The 17,779-nt window shown below is 69.4% G+C and carries 17 protein-coding genes; 8 read left to right on the top strand and 9 right to left on the bottom strand.

Features of this window, described 5'->3' with window-relative positions; genetic code table 11:
• Positions 1–74: 74 nt before the first annotated feature.
• The gene (locus ABZ664_RS32315) at positions 75–905 is read right to left on the bottom strand and encodes a putative RNA methyltransferase (protein WP_362518315.1); all 831 of its coding nucleotides are present in this window, start codon (positions 903–905) and stop codon (positions 75–77) included.
• A 303-nt stretch (positions 906–1,208) separates the two neighbouring features.
• On the opposite strand from ABZ664_RS32315, the gene ABZ664_RS32310 reads away from it, so the two are divergent.
• Positions 1,209–1,955 (top strand): MBL fold metallo-hydrolase, encoded by a 747-nt coding sequence (locus ABZ664_RS32310; protein ID WP_362518312.1) that lies wholly within the window; start codon positions 1,209–1,211, stop codon positions 1,953–1,955.
• Positions 1,956–2,076: 121 nt separating this feature from the next.
• On the opposite strand, the gene ABZ664_RS32305 is transcribed toward ABZ664_RS32310, so the two are convergent.
• Both ABZ664_RS32305 and ABZ664_RS32300 read right to left on the bottom strand, forming a co-directional pair.
• Positions 2,077–3,300 (bottom strand): MFS transporter, encoded by a 1,224-nt coding sequence (locus ABZ664_RS32305; protein WP_362518308.1) that lies wholly within the window; start codon positions 3,298–3,300, stop codon positions 2,077–2,079.
• Positions 3,301–3,471: 171 nt separating this feature from the next.
• On the bottom strand, positions 3,472–3,981 hold the full coding sequence (locus ABZ664_RS32300) for a hypothetical protein (protein WP_362518304.1): 510 nt from the start codon (positions 3,979–3,981) through the stop codon (positions 3,472–3,474).
• A 332-nt stretch (positions 3,982–4,313) separates the two neighbouring features.
• Here ABZ664_RS32300 and ABZ664_RS32295 point away from each other — a divergent pair, with 332 nt between their 5' ends.
• Together ABZ664_RS32295 and ABZ664_RS32290 are read left to right on the top strand one after the other, a co-directional pair.
• Positions 4,314–4,982, top strand: coding sequence for a response regulator (locus ABZ664_RS32295; RefSeq protein ID WP_362518300.1), 669 nt, complete (start codon positions 4,314–4,316; stop codon positions 4,980–4,982).
• Between the two features lie 109 nt (positions 4,983–5,091).
• A complete protein-coding gene (locus ABZ664_RS32290) occupies positions 5,092–5,817 on the top strand; it encodes an HNH endonuclease family protein (RefSeq protein ID WP_362518295.1) in 726 nt (241 codons plus the stop codon).
• A gap of 22 nt (positions 5,818–5,839) precedes the next feature.
• On the opposite strand, the gene ABZ664_RS32285 is transcribed toward ABZ664_RS32290, so the two are convergent.
• On the bottom strand, positions 5,840–6,724 hold the full coding sequence (locus ABZ664_RS32285) for a DUF4429 domain-containing protein (protein ID WP_362518290.1): 885 nt from the start codon (positions 6,722–6,724) through the stop codon (positions 5,840–5,842).
• 334 nt (positions 6,725–7,058) lie between these two features.
• On the opposite strand from ABZ664_RS32285, the gene ABZ664_RS32280 reads away from it, so the two are divergent.
• On the top strand, positions 7,059–7,460 hold the full coding sequence (locus ABZ664_RS32280) for a hypothetical protein (RefSeq protein WP_362518286.1): 402 nt from the start codon (positions 7,059–7,061) through the stop codon (positions 7,458–7,460).
• Between the two features lie 177 nt (positions 7,461–7,637).
• Here the strand turns inward: ABZ664_RS32280 and ABZ664_RS32275 are convergent, their stop codons facing one another.
• Positions 7,638–7,979, bottom strand: coding sequence for a hypothetical protein (locus ABZ664_RS32275; RefSeq protein ID WP_362518283.1), 342 nt, complete (start codon positions 7,977–7,979; stop codon positions 7,638–7,640).
• A 1,590-nt stretch (positions 7,980–9,569) separates the two neighbouring features.
• The gene (locus ABZ664_RS32270; protein ID WP_362518280.1) at positions 9,570–10,436 is read right to left on the bottom strand and encodes a hypothetical protein; all 867 of its coding nucleotides are present in this window, start codon (positions 10,434–10,436) and stop codon (positions 9,570–9,572) included.
• Between the two features lie 406 nt (positions 10,437–10,842).
• Here ABZ664_RS32270 and ABZ664_RS32265 point away from each other — a divergent pair, with 406 nt between their 5' ends.
• The 4 genes from ABZ664_RS32265 to ABZ664_RS32250 all read left to right on the top strand — a co-directional run bounded on the left by ABZ664_RS32265 (position 10,843) and on the right by ABZ664_RS32250 (position 14,081).
• A complete protein-coding gene (locus tag ABZ664_RS32265) occupies positions 10,843–11,607 on the top strand; it encodes a 2,3-dihydro-2,3-dihydroxybenzoate dehydrogenase (RefSeq protein ID WP_362518276.1) in 765 nt (254 codons plus the stop codon).
• A gap of 84 nt (positions 11,608–11,691) precedes the next feature.
• Positions 11,692–12,840 (top strand): isochorismate synthase DhbC, encoded by a 1,149-nt coding sequence (dhbC, locus tag ABZ664_RS32260; RefSeq protein WP_362518271.1) that lies wholly within the window; start codon positions 11,692–11,694, stop codon positions 12,838–12,840.
• Between the two features lie 210 nt (positions 12,841–13,050).
• Complete coding sequence (locus ABZ664_RS32255) at positions 13,051–13,719, top strand: isochorismatase family protein (RefSeq protein ID WP_362518265.1); 669 nt, start codon at positions 13,051–13,053, stop codon at positions 13,717–13,719.
• A gap of 80 nt (positions 13,720–13,799) precedes the next feature.
• A complete protein-coding gene (locus tag ABZ664_RS32250; RefSeq protein WP_350942464.1) occupies positions 13,800–14,081 on the top strand; it encodes a metal-sensitive transcriptional regulator in 282 nt (93 codons plus the stop codon).
• Positions 14,082–14,324: 243 nt separating this feature from the next.
• Here ABZ664_RS32250 and ABZ664_RS32245 read toward each other — a convergent pair whose 3' ends face one another.
• The 3 genes from ABZ664_RS32245 to ABZ664_RS32235 all read right to left on the bottom strand — a co-directional run bounded on the left by ABZ664_RS32245 (position 14,325) and on the right by ABZ664_RS32235 (position 17,498).
• Complete coding sequence (locus ABZ664_RS32245) at positions 14,325–15,602, bottom strand: MFS transporter (RefSeq protein ID WP_362518258.1); 1,278 nt, start codon at positions 15,600–15,602, stop codon at positions 14,325–14,327.
• Positions 15,599–16,912 carry a PLP-dependent cysteine synthase family protein gene (locus tag ABZ664_RS32240; RefSeq protein ID WP_362518254.1) on the bottom strand — a complete coding sequence of 438 codons (1,314 nt, stop codon included), beginning with the start codon at positions 16,910–16,912 and terminating at the stop codon, positions 15,599–15,601. Before ABZ664_RS32240 ends, ABZ664_RS32245 begins: the two co-directional genes overlap by 4 nt.
• 136 nt (positions 16,913–17,048) lie before the next feature.
• Positions 17,049–17,498, bottom strand: coding sequence for a hypothetical protein (locus tag ABZ664_RS32235; RefSeq protein WP_362518250.1), 450 nt, complete (start codon positions 17,496–17,498; stop codon positions 17,049–17,051).
• Positions 17,499–17,779 lie beyond the last annotated feature (281 nt).

The raw sequence follows: 17,779 nt of genomic DNA, 5'->3' as shown, positions 1-17,779 counted from the left end.
TGTCTGGGAATTTCGGACTAAAAGTCACATCAGTAACAGGTGTCTCGAAGGTGACTGTCAAGCACACGGCTTGCTCACCGGCGACGCTTAAAGGTAGACATACGAAAAGAAGCCTCCACGGGGCTCATTTCCGGAAGCCCTCCGATCCTGCCTCGCATAACTTCCGTATCCGTATGCCAGGCGCTGGGTCCCATTCCCACGACCGCCTCGACCGCGTCGTGCCCCAGGCGCATCTCGAACGCGAGAAGGCTTCGATCCGTCTCGACGAAGTGCTCGTTCAGGCTTTCCGTCACCCGCCGCTCCTTCGAATCGTCCACCGACAGGAGCCCCAGCCGCTCCACCAGTGGCGCGAGGTGCCGCGGGGTAGGCGTGACCACTACGAGCTCACCGTCCCCCTTAAGCACTCGTGCGAACTCTGCCCCATTTCTAGGGGCAAACACATTGAGAAGCACATCTATCGTGCCATCTTGCAACGGCAGTGGCCGCCACACATCGGCCACCACCGCCCCCACCCGGGCATGTGCCCGCGCGGCCCGCCTGATCGCGTGCTTGGAGACGTCCAGTGCCACCCCCGCGGCTCCGGGCAGCCCGTCGAGCGCCCGCGCGAGATAGTGACCCGTCCCGGCCCCGGCGTCCGCCACCACCTTCGCGCCGGTGCGGCAGGCAGCGGCCACCGCCTCCGTCAGAGGGGCGTAGTGCCCGGCGCCGAGGAACGCGTCCCTGGCCGCCACCATGGCCGCGCTGTCGGCCGTTCCCGGCACCCGCGACCCGGTCAGCAGGCTGACGTATCCCTGCCTGGCCACGTCGAAGCCGTGCCCCAGGGCGCACCTCAGGACCCGCTCTTCGAGCTCCAGGGAACCGCGGCAGACCGGGCAGGCGAGGTGTTCGACGACATCGTCCAGCATCTCCCCATCATCTCGCGCCGCGCCGAGGGTGAATTGTCATGATGAGCGGGAGGTCGCACAGGCTCAGGTGGTCTGCTGGATCTGCTGGAGAAAGGCCGCGTCGGACGGGGTCTCGCTGAGCCTGCCGGTGAGAAGCTCCAGCGCCTGCTGCCTCTTCACGAGAGATGGGGACCGCACGCCTGGGACAGGGGCGGTGAGAGAGAAGCGAGAAACGGGGGCGGATCATCGCACGCGGCCTAGCCAGCGGTGCGTCACGCCCGGTATTACGGTAGCACCGTTGCCTCATCCCGAACAGGAGAGCGGATGCTACATCGGTCTATAACGGTTGCCGGGGTCGAGGTGTTCCCGCTGTGTGACGCGGTGGGGGCGATGGGCGAGTCGATCCGGCGCCCGATGGCGCAGATGTTCCCCGGCGGCTGTCACGGCGAGTCGGACGGGTGGATCCTGCACTTCCACTGCTATCTGCTGCGCGACGAGGCGGGCCGTACGGTGCTGGTCGACACCGGCATCGGCCCCCGTGACTCGCTCGCGGCGAGCTGGGCACCGGTGCCGGGCTCCCTGGGCGCGGAGCTGGCCCGGGTGGGGACGGCTCCCGAGGAGGTGGACGCCGTGGTCATCACGCACCTGCACAGCGACCACGCGAGCGGCGCGGTGATCGCGGGGGCGCCGGTCTTCGCCAACGCCCGGCACCTTCTGCAGCGCGCCGAGATCGACGCGGCGGGCGAGGAGGTCCTCGACCGCGTCGTCCGGCCACTGGGCGATCGGGTACAGGCGGTGGACGGCGGGGCGGAGGTGCTGCCCGGCATCCGGGTGCTGCTCACGCCGGGGCACACCCCGGGCCACCAGGTCGTCCAGGTCGGCGATCTGGTGCTGACCGGCGACGTGGTGCTGCATCCGGTGCAACTGGAGGATCCGCGAGTGCCCTACCTCTACGACGCCGATCCCGAGCTCGCCATTGTCACGCGGGTGGAGCTGCTCGACAAGGTCAGGGCGGAGGGCGGGATGATCGGCACCGCCCACTTCGCCGAGCCCTTCACCAGGATCGTCTGAACCGAGCCCTTCGGAAGGTCCGTCCACACCGGAGGCGCCAGGGGAGGACGAGCACGAGGGGTGCGCGCGCCTGAGCCGGTGTTCCGGCTCAGGCGCGGTCTTCGCCGTACCGGAGAGGTTGTCAGGGGGTCGTCCGGGGAGCCGCGAGCAGGTTCCGGCGTGCCTTGCGCCGGTAGCGGATGACCTGGAAGGTGCCCAGTGCCCAGATCGGGTACTGCGTGGCGAGGGCCCAGCGGAAGGCGTCCAGGCCGTTGTCGCCCCTGAGGTCGAGGGTGATTCCGATCAGGGCGATCACCAGTATGGACGCGACGAAACCGCCGCCGTTCACGATGCCGGTGGCCGCGCCGATCCGGGTGGCCGGGTTGAAGGTCCTGGCGTAGTCGAAGCCGATCATCGACCCCGGCCCGTTGGCCGCCAGCACCGCCACGAGCACGACCAGCAGCCAGAGTGGTGCCCGCCCCGGCCAGAGCAGTACGGCGGTCCACACCCCCGCGGTGCTGCCGATCACGACGAACACCATCCGGGAGCGGTGGAAGGGGAACCGTCCGGCGAGATAGCCGAGCAGCGGCCCGCACACCATGCCGCACAGGGTCAGCGTGGTGAGCAGCACCCCCGCCGTCGAGGGGGTGAGCCCCTGCCCCTGGACCAGGAACGGATATCCCCACAGCAGCAGGAAGGCCGCGGCCGAGCACTGGGTGGCCGCGTGGGTCCACATGCCCAGCCGGGTGCCCGGTTCGGCCCAGGCCGCCTTCAGGCTCGGTGGCTGCCCCGCGACCTCGGGGAGGGTGTCGCGCAGGACCGTGATCAGCAGGAACGCCGAGACCACGCCCACGACGGCGGCGATCAGGAAGGTCGGCGTCCAGCCGTAGGTGTGCAGGGAGTAGATGAGGGGCACCGCGGAGGCGATCGCGCCCAGCTGGCCGAGCAGGCCGGTGAGCTGGACCATCAGCGGGTTGCGGTGGGCGGGGAAGGAGAGGCGGACCAGCCTGATCACGCTGATGAACGTCATCGCGTCCCCGCACCCGATCAGCGTCCGCCCGGCGATCCCCGGTAGCAGTCCTCCTGCGAGGGCGAAGACGAGCTCGCCGCAGGCCATCACCACGGCCCCCACGATCAGCATCCGCTTGGAACCGAGCCGGTCGACGAGCACCCCCACGGGCACCTGCATGCCCGCGTAGACCAGCAACTGGCACATGGCCAGGATCGAGAGTCCCGCCGCGCCGACGTCGAGCCTCGCCGCCGCCTCGATGCCCGCCACACCCAGCGACTGCCGGTGGAATACGGCGACGATGTAGGCGAGCACACCGGTGGCCCAGAAGAGAATCGCCCTAGACCGTGGTGTCATGGGGGGAATATTACTTTTTGGGGGTTTTAACAATACGAGCGGGGTCGTGAGGACCCGGGAACGGCTTTTCTCTGAACGGTCCTCCCGCGGTCCGGAGGGCGGTGAAAGGGGTCCGGGCATGCCTCAGCCGGTGCGACCCCCGTGGTCGCACCGGCTGAGGAAGGCGTGGTGCTAGCGGTGGTCCGAGCGCCCGTGACGACCGGCCACGAGCTGGTCGGTGGAGGCCTGACGGGGCACGTCGACCCGGGGGTGGGGCGCGGTGTCCTCGGCACGGTCGTCGACGCCGTCGCGGTCGCGGTCGACCACGGGGGCCGAGGCGGTCGCGGGAGCGGCGGAGGCGGCAGGGGCCACGGGAGTCGTGGCGGTCGCGGGAGTCTTGGGAGACTCTTCGAGCTTGCGCTCCAGCTCCCGCTTCTCCTCCTCCAGGCGGGTGACACGGTCACGCGCCTCCATCCGCGAGGCGCGGAGCCTGCGGCGGTGCGCGGCCGAGCGTCGCATACCCGCGAACACCATTCCCATGCCGAGCAGGAAAACCGCTCCCGTGGCGACACCCGCGAAGAAGAGCTCCAGCTGGGACAGCTGGAACAGGCGGTCGAAGACCGTGAACGAAGCGGTGGCGGTCGATGTCGTGGTCTCGTCCCAGGAGACCGCGATCACGGCCGCACCCGCGACTACGATCAAGAGAAGTCCCAGCGCTATCATGTGTGACCTCACCTCAGGCTTGGGCTGTTGTGGTAGCCCTTGCTGCCCTGGGCGAGCGGGATTATTCATCGGATCCCGATGGGCGTCGAAGAATATGACGGACAAGCTTCCTGAAGGTGCCACTGATATCGACATTTAGCTCGATATCACCGTTATCGGCGTGGGACGCGGCTTTTCAGTGCGTACCCACCGGGCCCCTCCTGGCTGGACTTCACGGTGCTCGACCGCTCCCCGGCCTCGTTCCGTTCACCGGGGCACCTGATCAGCCGGGGAGTGGCCGCCGTAGCCTGGTCTCGACCGAGGAGGACCCCGTGACGCGCATCCTCGTCGTCGACGACGAACCCCAGCTCCTGCGGGCGCTGCGCATCAACCTGGCCGCGCGCCGGTACGAGGTGGCCGTGGCGGACGACGGTGCCGCCGCCCTGCGCCAGGCCGCCGACTGGCATCCCGACCTGGTCGTGCTCGACCTCGGCCTGCCCGACATGGACGGGGTGGACGTCATCCACGGGCTGCGCGGCTGGACGAGTGTCCCGATCATCGTGCTGTCCGGCAGGGCCGAGAGCCACGACAAGGTGGAGGCCCTGGACGCGGGCGCGGACGACTACGTCATCAAGCCGTTCGGCGTCGACGAGCTGCTCGCCAGGATCCGCGCGGTGTCGCGCAGGGTCTCCGCCACCGAGGAGGAACCGGCCCGGTTCGTGATCGGCGAGCACGAGGTGGACCTGGTGGGCAAGACCGTCTCCGGTGGCGTGCGGCTGACACCCACCGAGTGGCGCCTGCTGGAGATCCTGGCCCGTAACCCCGGCAAGCTGATCACCCAGCGCCGTCTGCTGAACGACGTCTGGGGCGCCGCCTACGGCAAGGAGACCAACTACCTTCGCCAGTACATGGCCCAGATGCGCAAGAAGCTGGAGCGCGACCCCGCCCACCCGGTCCACCTGCTCACCGAACCGGGCATGGGCTACCGCTTCCAGCCCTGACCTGCCCCTTCGCCGGACTCGGTCTCAACCAGCGGACACCCCCGTGTCAACCATGAGATGACCGGGAATCGGTCAGGCGTGAGTCCGTAGACCTTTTCTGGAGGCATGGTTGAGCACGCGGGGGGTGGTCACCGTGATGCTCGGCGCCGCGGTGCTCTTCTCATTGTCGACGCAGGGTGAGGACACGCGTGCGAGGGCCGCGCCTGCCCGGGTCGCACCACTGGACAATCCGGACGGCGTGGGTCCCGGCCTGGCGCCCGTCAGATCGGCCGGGGATCGGGGAGCCGCCGTCAGGCTGATCGGGAGACTCCGGGTCAGGCCGATGGGCTCCAAGGCCGGCTACAGCAGGACCAGGTTCGGCGAGAACTGGGCCGACACCGCCAAAGGGGTGCCGTACGCGCGCAACGGCTGCCGTACCCGCGACGACCTGCTGGCCCGCGACGGCGAGGACGTGCGCTACCGCCGAGGGTCCGACTGCGTGGTCGTCTCCATGAAGTTGCGCGACCCCTACACCGGCCGGATCGTCCGCTGGACCAAGAAGCGCTCCGATGAGATCCAGGTCGACCACGTGGTCCCGCTCTCCTACGGGTGGCGGATGGGAGCCTCCCGCTGGCCGATGTCCAAGCGGAAGCGCATCGCCAATGACCCGCTCAACCTCATCCCGGTGTACGGCGCCGCCAACGAGGCGAAGGGCGGCTCGGGACCGGCGTCCTGGCTCCCTCCCGTACGCGGGGTCCGCTGCGCCTACGTCGTCCGCTTCGCCCAGGTCGCCCTGAAATACAACCTGCCGGTCACCCGCGCGGACAAGAAGGTCATGCTCGCCCGGTGCAGGTGACCTCCGCGCGGCCGCCCTGAGGTCAGAAGCGGCGGATCAGGGCCTGCTTGGCGGTGGTGAACTCCTCGTCGGTGAGGATGCCGTCCCTGTGCAGGTCGCCCAGCTCGCGCAGGCGGCGCAGGAGCGAGTCCGGGTCGTCGCCGGCGGCGGGTGCCGTGGAGGCCTCGATCGAGAGGGGTTCGGCGGGAGGTGGGTAAGCGTCCGAGGGGTGCGGCAGCCTGGCGAGAACGGCGGCGACGAGCAGGGCCGTCGTGCGGATCTCCTTGTCGAATCCCCACAGGACCAGGCAGTTCGGGTCGTGCTTGGGAGCGAATTTGTGGGGTGCCGTGCCCTTCACATGGAAACGGAGGCAGCCGTTCTCCATGCCCGTGGCCGGAACCCACTCCACGCCGTTCAGGTCCTTCAGCGCGAACCGCTGGGAACCCGCCGACTTCTTGACCCCCTCCGCGGCCCAGTTCCATTCAAGACGGATCGACTCACCGTCGAACGTGGCCGTGCCGTCGCCCGCCGGGACCACCACGGGCAGTTCGGGGCCGGGCATGAGGTAGCGCTCCGAGGGACCGTCCGGCACCTGCTCGATCACCAGCGCGTTGCGTACCTCGGTGACGAAATACTCGGCGGCGCCGATGCGGTCGGTGTCGACGACCAGCTGGTAGGGGTCGGCGGCGTCGGCGATCCGACCGCGCGCCGCCTGGCTGAACGGGTCGGCGCCCTCCCGCAGGCGCAGTCGCAGCCTGCCGCCCTTCTTACCGGGCTCGTACGCGATGCCGGCCACCGCCTCCAGCGGCACCCGCACCTCTCCCAGCAACTGCCGCAGTTTCTTCACGCTCCGGTCACGGCCGGGCACGATCCGCAGGATCTCGCCGTCGAACGTCCAAGTCCCGTCGCGCACCATGACCTCCGCCATATGGCGATCGTATGGCAGAGGGCACGGGATGCTCGCAATCGAGTGGGTTGAGTCACCCCAGACCGGTTCTCCATCGTCCCGGCACGAAAGCTCCGGTCATCTTCGGACTCTCCACCCGTGTGCGCCTTGTCGCCGCAAAGAAGCTTCCGGCGGGCGCCCGCCGGAGCCGACCGCGGACGAGAACGGCGTAAAGGAGCGTCAGGAAAGGGTGAAGAAAAGATACCGACATTGGCGTTCGGGCATTTCCCGGGATTTCATGGAGGGGCGGAGGCCCACCCCCTCGATAAATGCCTATTCGGCAATAAATGTCCGTTATGCGGAGGGGGTAGGTGTGATGTCCGGGATCGAACCGGTGGGGTTCTCGCTCGCCGGGGGGTTCGTCACCGTCGTCGCCACGGCCGCGACCGCCTCGCTGCTCCTCGCTCCGGCGGAGACCACCGGCCGCGTACTGATCATGGCGATCGCCGTGTGCGCCTACGCCGCCCGCGGGGTCCGGGCCGGGGTCGCGCTGGCGACGGCCGTCATGGCGTGGTTCTTCGGTACCGGATTCCTGGTCAACGGTGCCGGGGAGCTCAGCTTCGGCAGGCAGGACCTGCTCCGCCTCGGCCTGTTCGCCGTCGTCGCGCTGGGTGCGAACGCGTGCGCCGCCGGGTGCCGGATGGTCGCAGCCAGGCGCCGCCTCCGCGTCCCGCTGCCCGGAGAAGACCCCTCGCGTCTGGTCCTCGCCCGCAACTGACGCGCTCCACGGCCCGAGGGCCGTGTGATCGTGGGGAACGGGAGTTCATGGATATTCGAGGGATTCGACATCGTTCGCGGCATTCGACAGGAGAATGCCGCGCCCGGCCGATGCCGGGTACGGCATTCTCTTTTAACGACAATTCTTTCATTTGTCAGGCTCGGAACTCGGAGAGGTTCAGAGCGGCGGTGTCTCGTTGGTGAACTTGTCGCAGTTCGCCGGGTAGGCGGGAGGCCCGAGAGGCGTTCCCGGAGCGAAGAAGCCCCCCGTTCGCGGAACCGGCCGCCCGAGAAGACACTTCGTCCGGGCGACCTGACCGGACGAACTCTGGACCGTGAGGTGAAGGTACGGAAGGGCGCCGTCATGGAGGATCGTCGTCGCGAGGTCCACCACGTCGGTGGGATGACCGGGGATCTTCGAAAGATCGTGCCAGAGCGGAGTCGTGCGCGGATCGCGGAGTTGTGCCGTCCCGTCGTTCCTGACCGACGCGGTGATCGGTTCGAAAAGCAGGTACGACACCGAGACGGCGGAGGTCGGCGCCGCGGGGCCGATCGGTCCCGCGGGTCCCTCGGGGCCAGGTGCTCCAGGCTCGCCCGCGGCTCCGGTGGCGCCGGTCGGGCCCACCGGTCCGGTGGCGCCAGGTTCGCCGGCCGGACCCACGGGTCCCGGAGCGCCGTCCGCACCCGTGGGCCCGGGGGCGCCGACCGGTCCTTCCGGGCCCATCGGTCCGACGAGGCCGACAGGTCCTTCAGGGCCGATCGGCCCCGCAGGTCCTTCAGGGCCGATCGGCCCCGCAGGTCCTTCAGGACCGATCGGCCCTACCGGTCCCGCGAGTCCCTGGGGACCCGCCGGACCCGCGGGTCCTTCAGGGCCGATCGGTCCGGTGAGCCCATCCGGTCCCTGAGGGCCGATCGGTCCCGCAGGTCCCATCGGCCCCGCAGGACCGGTGGCACCCGTCGCGCCCGCGGGTCCCATCGCGCCCGCCGGGCCCGGTGCCCCGGGAAGGCCGGGGGCACCGGTGTCACCCTTCGCTCCCGTCGCTCCCGTCGGTCCTGCGGGACCCGAAACTCCCTTGGAGCCTGCCGGACCGGCCGGGCCTGCGGGGCCCACCAGAATTGCGGGTCCTGCCGGATTTGCCGGGCCTGCCGTCTCCCCGGGTCCCGCCGGTTTCGCGGGGCCGACTGGTTTCGCTGGGTCGGCTGGTTTGGCAGGTCCCGCTGGTTTCGCGGGCCCCGCCGGTTTGGCCGGTTTAGCCGGGCCGGGTAGGCCGAGCGGATCGAGTGGAGCATCTGGAAGATCCGTTTTGACGGGATTTTCTTTAGCGGGATTCGCCGGGATCGCCGATTCCGATGGCAGTTCGAGACTCGACGATTTCTTGCCGCGGTCCCGGCCGCTCCTGCTCTTCCCGCTGCCCCGATTCTTGCCGGGACGATCGCGGTCGCACACGCAGTGCTGCCCCTGGCACTTGCAGTCTTCCCGCCCGAGGGCTCCGATCAGGGAGAAACTCGCGCCCCCGGGCGCGCCGATCGTCCTCCCGACCGGGATGGTCTCGCTACCTGCGGCTCGCGTGTTGAGGAGAACGACTCCCGTGGTCTCGGTCACGGCGCCGGCCGGTGCCTGGCAGGAAAGTGCCAGAACGGCACCGATTGCTGTTGTCGCGACGGACCGGTTTCGAGCACGTTGGCTGGAATTAATGTTTTGAGCCCGTTTTCTACCGCTAAAAGTCATCGCATTCCATGTCTTTTGTGATTTCAGGGAATCGGATTGCTTGAACCGCGACGATGGCGGCAAGCAGGAGTTACCCGATGATCGACATGGCAAAGCGCGACCCTCGTTAAGAAGGTTTAAACGGATTCGTCAATGGCGGGGATATGTCCAGGTTGTTTGATTCCCCGCCCGTGGCCGCGGCAGATGGCGGCTCTCTCGATTCGCATATCCGAGTCGAGGCCTTTTTTATTGCCCGTAATGATTTTTGAGATGATTATTCGGGCCAAAATTCGTGACGCGCGTCGTGCCGTCCCCGGCGGGACCGGGAGCGCCGGTCCCGCCGCCGGCAGATGCTGTGGGTGAGCCGGTGGACGTCCTCTCGGATGTGTTCACCGGTTGTGTCTACTGGCTCTCGCTCGCCTGCGTCTGGCCCTGCTCGGCGAGCGTGCCGCACTTGTAGCCCGCCTCTCGCTCCGGCTGCAGTTGGAGGTTGCCGAGGAGCGTGCCGTCGATCGGGCGCCGGAAGGTCTCCAGCTTGTCGCAGTCGTAGAAGACGTAGGTGCCCTGGCTCTCGCCGAGCAGCATCATCCACCGGCCGTCGTAGAGGGGCTTGTCGTCGTCGGCGTTCTTGATGACGGCCCACTGGTCCTGGAAGCCGACGTAGGGGAGGAGGTCGTTGGCCCGCCCCGTCTCCTGCATCTCGATCGCGCCCAGGGCCATCTGCAGGATCAGCAGGAATCCGAGGCCGATGCCCGTGAGGGCGCCGGTGAGCACCTTCATGCCGGCGCGGCCGACGGGCTTGCGGCGCAGCAGCCGGAACGGCACCAGGAACGTCAGCACGCCCAGCCCCACCGCGACGACGACCATGGCGGCGATTTCGAGGTCGCCCACGAGGCTCAGCAGACCCCAGTAGGTCGCGCCGCACCACAGCGCGGCGATCAGGGCGGCCACCCAGGGGCGGCGCCGTACGGCCGTCATGGCCTTTCCGACCGCGCCGCGGGTCACCTTGTCGGCGAGCCAGCCCACCCCGACGACGAGGCCGAGAAGCGGCGCGATGACGAGCAGGAGCAGGATCAGCGTCCCCATCAACCGGCCGAGCAGGACGGACTGGTCGATTCCCGCCTGCTGCGGGCTGATGCCGAACACGCCGTACATCTGCTCGACGCCGAGGTAGAGGACGGCGTAGAACGCGACGCCGATCGGGACGATGATCGAGCCGATGCGCTCGATCATCGCCAGCACGCCGCTGCCCTCCTCCGTGGGTTCCACGGGCTCCGCGGAGGTTTCGGCGGGAGGCGCAGGGGGGATATATACCTGTCGCTCTGAAATATCCTGACTTGTCACGAAGGATGATGGTAGGTCATAGCGATTGACGCGATGTTGACTATCTGTAAACGCGTCGAATCCGCCCTTCAGCTGGGCGGGAGCAGGGGAGACCGCTTCTCCCCGGAAAGCCGTCACCGGGGGACGATCCGCCCGCTCAGGGCTCCCTCGCTCGCAGCGGCCCGCAGTCCGGAGTGGTCCCACTAACCTCCGCGATGTCCTCCTGATCTGTGAAAAGTAACTATAAGTTTTTGCTGCGCGACCTAAAGTGATGGAGCTAGCCTGCCTACCGATACAGGCGGACCGTGGCGAGGGCGACGGGAGCGCGACGGCGGCGAGAGACGGTGAAGGCATGGTGATGGAAGGCGCGGTGGCCGTGGTCACCGGTGCGGCACAGGGCATCGGCGAGGCGGTGGCGCGAGCCCTGACGGCGACGGGCACACGTGTCGCCGCGCTCGACGTGAACGCCGAGCGGGTCGCGCGGGTCGCCGCCGGCCTCGGCGTCGCGGTCGCCTACCCCTGCCAGGTCACCGACAGCGCCGCCGTCGACGACGTGGTCGCGCGGGTCGAGGCCGATCTCGGCCCGATCGAGCTGCTCGTCAACGTCGCAGGAGTGCTCTGCTCGGGACCCGTCGTCGCCATCAGCGACGACGACTGGGCTCGCACGTTCGCCGTCAACACCGGCGGAGTCTTCCACCTGTCCCGCGCGGTCGCCCGCCGGATGATCCCCCGCAGATCCGGGGCGATCGTCACCGTGGGATCCAACGCCGCGGGCGTGCCCCGGACCAACATGTCGGCCTACGCCGCCTCCAAGGCCGCGGCCGCGCAGTTCACCAAGTGCCTCGGCCTGGAGCTGGCACCGTACGGCATCCGCTGCAACGTGGTGTCGCCCGGCTCCACCGACACTCCCATGCAGCGTGCCCTGTGGACCGGCGGCCACGACGCCAGGACGGTCATCGACGGCTCGCCGGCCAGTTTCCGGGTGGGCATCCCCCTCGGCAGGCTGGCCGATCCCGCCGACATCGCGGACGCCGTCCTCTTCCTGGCCTCCGACCGTGCCAGGCACATCACCATGCAGGACCTGTACGTCGACGGGGGCGCCACGCTCCGGTCGTAGTACGGCACACCCCCCGTTCCTGGATTTCTCCCGACAGGAGACCTCTTAGCCATGTCGTCAAACGACACCATGACCATGTCTCGAATGCCCGACCTTCTGGGAGATTACGAGCCCGGTACCTTCTTCTTCACCTCGCCGACCAGGACCCTGCTCGCCAGAGGGGTGGTCCAGGAGGTCCCCGATTCCGGGACGACGAGCCTGCAGGGTCGCGTCGCCTCGGCCCTGCGCGACGCGCGGGATTCCGGTCACCCCAACCCCGTGGTGGTGGGCGCGGTTCCCTTCCGCGACGATCGTCCCGCGCGCCTGCTGGTGCCCGCCACCGTCTGCTGGACGAGTCCGCCGACCGGCATCTCCGCCGCTCCCGAGCGGATCACGGGGACGTTCACCGGGGTCGGTCCGGTCTCCGATTCCGACGACTACATGCGCGGTGTGGAGAAGGCGCTGGCCAAGCTGACCGCCGGAGAGCTCCAGAAAATCGTGCTGGCCCGGACCCTGGACATCACCATGGGCGTCCCCGTCGACGTAGGCCGTATCCTGCGCAACCTCGTCCGGCGCGACCCGCAGGCCTATGGTTACGCGGTCGACCTGCCGTCGAGCGATGACACGGCCCGCACCCTCCTGGGAGCCAGTCCCGAACTCCTCGTCTCCCGCTGGGGCCGCCGGATCACGACGAACCCGCTCGCGGGGTCCGCGCCCCGCCACCCCGACCCCGTCGTCGACCGCGAACGGGCCCGCGCTCTGCTCGCCTCGGACAAGGACCTCCGCGAGCACGCCCTGGTGATCGAGAGCATCGTGGAGACGTTGCGCCCGTACTGCAGGAAGCTGTCCGTCCCCGCCGGGCCCTCGCCGCTGTCCACCGCCTCCATGTGGCACCTGTCGACCCGGATCACCGGCGTGCTGGACGACCCGGCGGTCACCTCGCTGGAACTGGCCACCGTGCTGCACCCCACCCCCGCCGTCTGCGGCACGCCCGCGGGCGCCGCGCGCGAGGCCATCGAGGAGATCGAGTCGTTCGACCGCGGTCTGTACGCCGGCCTGGTCGGGTGGGGTGACGCGACGGGCGACGGCGAATGGGTCGTGACCATCCGCTGCGCCGAGATCGCCGACCAGACCCTGAGGCTGTTCGCGGGCGCGGGGATCGTCGCGGGGTCGGTACCGGAGACCGAGTTCGCCGAGACCACCGCCAAGTTCCAGACCATGCTCCGCGCCGTCGGCCTGGACCAGGACCGCTGACCCGCCGGTACGGGCAGCGATCCGCCGTCACGGGCGATGATCCGCCACGGGGAGACGACTCGCCGTCACGGAAGAGGTTCACCGTCGCGGGAGGCGGTTCGCCACCGCGAGAAGGTTCCGTCACCGCAGAAAAGCCGCAGAAAAGCCGCAGAAAAGCCGCAGAAAAGCCGCAGGAAACCCGACGAAAACCGAGGAAAGGAGACAGCGCCCGTGGCCCTTCCCCAGATCGCCTCCTACCCGCTGCCGAGGGAGAACGACCTGCCCGAGAACCGGGTGAGCTGGCGCCCTGATCCGCGCCGCGCCATCCTGCTGGTCCACGACATGCAGAACTACTTCCTCGCCCCCTTCACCGCCGACGCCTCCCCGCTGACCGGGCTCATCGCCAACATCGGTCTCCTGCGCGACGTCTGCGCGGGGCTGGGGGTTCCCGTCGTCTACTCGGTGCAGCCCGGCGGCCAGAGCAGGCATGAGCGCGGCCTGCTCCAGGACTTCTGGGGAGCGGGCATCGCCGGTCTTCGCGAGAGCGAGATCGTCGCGAGCCTCCTTCCCTCGGAATCCGACATCCTGCTCACCAAGTGGCGCTACAGCGCCTTCCACAGGACCGACCTGCGTACCCGGATGGACGCGATGGGGCGCGACCAGATCATCGTCTGCGGTGTCTACGCGCACATCGGCTGCCTCATGACCGCCTGCGACGCCTTCATGCAGGACCTTCAGCCGTTCCTCGTCGCCGATGCCGTCGCCGACTTCTCCCCGGAACATCACGCCATGGCCCTCACGTACGCCGCGCAACGCTGCGCGGTCACGATCACCACCCGTGGGCTGGTGGGCGGGTGGGAGCCGGTGCCGCCGCCCGCCGAGATGGTCGGCGGCATGTAGGCCGGGCACGAACGGCGAGGCTGCCTTGAATACTAGCGGGGGGTATTCTTTCGCAGGGGAAGCCGAGCGGAGGGGGCGAGATGTACGGATACACCGCCAACAAGCAGGACCATGTGCGGCGGCTGCGTCGGATCGAGGGGCAGGTCCGGGGCCTGCAGCGGATGGTCGAGGAGGACAAGTACTGCATCGACATCCTCACCCAGGTGTCGGCGGCCAACCGGGCACTGCAGTCCTTCGCGCTGTCCCTGTTGGAGGAGCACCTGGCGCACTGCGTGGCCGAGGCCACGGCCAAGGGGGGAGCCGAGGCCGAGGAGAAGGTGAGGGAGGCGTCCGACGCGATCGCCCGCCTTGTCCGTTCCTGAGCGGGCCGTGACGGGCGGCGCCGTTCCTGAGCGCGTCGTGACGGATGGCGCCGGTGGGTCGAGGGCCGAACAGGCCGGACGCACGCGTACCGGACGACTCCTCCTGATCGCACCGTCGTCCGCCGCGGCCGAGCGCCGACCCCTGACGACCGGCGGGGACCGCGGGGACGGGGAAGTACGGAATCTCGGTGAGATGGTCCCCCGCCCCCGCCGATCGTCAGGGCCGGACCGGCCTCTGGTGCCTCACGCCGTCGCCGGGGCAGCCCTCGGCGGGGTCGCCAGGCGCCCCGATCGATCCAGAACGGCGACGGCCGTGGCACAGCCGAGGCCGATCAGTGCCAGGACCAGCCACGGCAGGCTCGGCAGACCGACCCGCGTACCCAGATCCAGGGCCGACCCGGTGAGCAGGTTGCCCACGGCGATACCGACGCCGGCCAGGGTGCTGTAGAGCCCGTAGTACGTCCCCACCATGTCCCGGCCTCCGAAGGTGGCGACGGTCGCCATCTCGAACGGATAGATGATCATGGTGGCCAGGCTGAGCAGCACCGTGGTCCCCAGGACGGGGACGAGCGCGAGCATCAGGGCGGCTCCGCCGGACGGCACGACGGCGGTGCCCGCCCAGGGGGCGGCCAGGGCGAGGGGGACGAAGGCGAGTCCCATCAGGACCAGGCCCCACGCGATGGCCTGCGGCGGTCGCCACCGCCGGGTCGCCCACGCCGTGAGACGGGCCTGGCCCGCCAGGGTCATCACCGCCGAGACGGCGAACACGAGGGTGATTCCCAGCTCACCGCCCGTCGCCCGGCGGATCTCCAGCGGCAGCCCCAGGTAGATCTGGAAGTTCAGCACGTAGGAGCCGATCATGGCCAGGGAGAACAGCAGGAACGGCCGGTCACCGACCACCTCGCGCCAGGCCGGCAGCACGCCTCGCCCCTCCTCGCCCTCCGGAGCGGCTCCCGCGGGCAGGGCTCGCGTCTGTGCGACCGTCAGGATCGCGAACAGCACGCCCGCGACCAGGCAGACGAGCCTGAAGGCCACCGCGTTGAGCAGCAGGCCGACGAGCGGTCCGATGAGGATGCCGACCTGGGAGAAGGCGTTGAACACGGCGAACGCCTCGACCTTGCGCGCCCCGGCCTCGCGGGCGAGGTAGGCCCGTACGGCGGGGTTGAACAGCGCGCCGGCGAACCCGGTCAGGGCCGAGGCGACCACCAGCGCGGGCAGGGAGTCGGCCACGGCGAGCAGCAGGAACGCCACCGTGCGCAGCCCGCAGCCCGCGACGATCATGGGCTTGTGGCCGAGCCTGTCGGCGAGGGTACCGCCGACCAGGAACATGCCCTGCTGGCTGAGGTTGCGGATGCCCAGGACCAGGCCGACCAGTGCGGCCGGCAGTGCCAGCGTTCCCGACAGGTGACCGGCCAGATAGGGCATCAGCATGTAGAAGCCGGTGTTGATGGTGAGCTGGTTGATCAGCAGCAGTCTCACCGGCCGGTCGAAGGAGCGGGCCAGGGCGACGGTGCCTCTCACCGGGGGCCACCTTTCCCGGTTGTCTCCTCGACGGCGACGACCTCGGCGCGGGCGCCGTCTTCCGCGGCGGCCGACGACGTTTCCACGACGCCGTCTCCCGGGAAGACGACACTGTCTTCGGGGAAGGCGACCCGCTTTTCCAGGGAGACGTCGCCGTCTTTCTGGAAGGCATCGCCGTCTCTCGGGAAGGTGACCGGGTCGGGCACGGTCGCGCATCGCGTCCAGCGCGTCACCTCGCGTTCGGCCGGATGGGTGATCTCGTCGGGGTCCGTCGTCGGGGGCGCGCCGAGCAGGCCGCGTTCCGCGCAGTAGTCGTCGTTGAAGACCGTGTCGAAGTAGCGGTGCGGACCGTCGGGGAAGATCGCCGCTATCCGGGTGTATCCGGGCAGCGTGCGGGCGAGCCAGGACGCCACCAGGGCCACCGCGCCGACGCTCCAGCCGCCGGTGGCGTACCGCAGCGCGGCCAGCCGCCGGCAGGCCCAGACCGCCTCCGCGGGCGCGACCCAGTGCACCTCCCCGAAGGCCTCGTACGCCACGTTGCGCGGGTGGATGCTGCTGCCCAGGCCGCGCATGAGCCGCGAGCGCGCGGGCTGGCCGAAGATGGTCGAGCCGATCGTGTCGACGCCGACGAGCCGCAGGTCGGGATAGAAGCGCCGGAGCGCGCGATGAACGCCGGCGCTGTGGCCACCGGTGCCCACACTGCATACCAGGACGTCGATCCGCCCGAGCTGACCGGCCAGCTCAACGGCGAGTCCCGCGTAGGCGGCGACGTTGTCGGGGTTGTTGTACTGGTCGGGGCAGTAGGCGTCCGGGTGCTCGCCGAGCAGTTCCCGCACGCGCTGCCGACGGGCCTGCTGCCAGCCGCCCACCGGATGCGGTTCGGTGACGACGACGACGCGGGCCCCGTAGGCCGACAGCAACCGGTGCATCAGCGGTTCCATGCCCGGGTCGGTCACCAGCGTCACCGGGTGGCCGTGCACGATGCCGGCCAGCGCCAGGCCCAGCCCGAAGGTCCCGCTGGTGGACTCCACGATGGGTGCTCCCGGTCGCAGCAGGCCGCGCTCGCGCGCCCGCTCGACGATGTAGAGCGCGGAGCGGTCCTTGATCCCGCCGGGGTTGCCGCCTTCCAACTTCGCCCAGAATCCGTGCCCCAGCCCCGAGGCGATCTCGGGAACCCAGAGCACGGGGGTGTTGCCGACCACGTGCTCGGGAGTGTGGCAGGTGGCCCCGGTGATCAGCCGGCCGAGTGAGGCGGTGTCGATCTGCGGCCGGTCGGCCGCTACCTGTGGTGAATTAAGTGTGTATGTCATGATCCGTTTCCCCTGGATGCGATGTGATCAACTCGCTTCTGGGCACGCTTGAGCGACGGCTCTACCGCTCATGAGGAACTCGCGAGGAGCCTCGTGAGGAGTGCGGAGTCGTTGACGAGCGGGCCCGCGGGGCGGGCTATATACGGGAAACGGATTTGAGAAGGAGTAACACCGCACCCGGGGGCGGGCGGACCGGCCGCGCGCGGCGCCACGCGGGCGACGGCGAGGGTGCCGGGGCCTCGTCGACGGCCACCGGGCCACCGATGACCGGGCCGGTCGGCACCGGGGCACGCGTACCGGTGATCTGCGCTCCGGCCGCCGCCCCGCACAGGTGGTGATCCTCCTCGGTGGGTGGTGGCGCCGGGCACGGTACGTGATCCGCGGGCACCTCCGCGCCGATCGCGGTGAGATGCCCCGCGGCGGTGACAGCGGTCGCGGCGGCCGGTGACCGATGGCCGGGTGCGTGGAAGTGCCCCCGGTGTGCGGGGGTTACGACGCACAGTGCCAGATGCATCAATATGACGGCGCCGAGCACGGCCAGTCCCAGCGCGAGGGTGACGCCTCCGCGCTGCGCGACTCGTCGCATCGACACGATCATGACCACAAACGTACATTACCGTCTGCTGTCGCTCGACTCCGGGGGGTTACTTTATGTCGCTAAAGGGCGCTAGATGGGTAGTTATGGGGGCAGAGGGCCCGGTGATGCCGGTGTGAGGTATCTCGGCGGATCCGCTTCGCCGGCCTCGCGAGGGCCGGGATCGAGGTGGAGAAGGTCCTCGACGGCGCGGGCGAGACGCCGGACGCGCGCCCCGCGCAGGGTTTCCCGTACGGGTGGGCGCGGGGATGTCGCGTCACGGAGGGTGTCGT

The organism is Streptosporangium sp. NPDC006930 (genome assembly GCF_040635605.1).
GTDB lineage: Bacteria > Actinomycetota > Actinomycetes > Streptosporangiales > Streptosporangiaceae > Streptosporangium.
The sequence above is the reverse complement of the archived record's forward strand: the minus strand, read 5'-3'. Positions and strand labels throughout refer to the sequence as shown.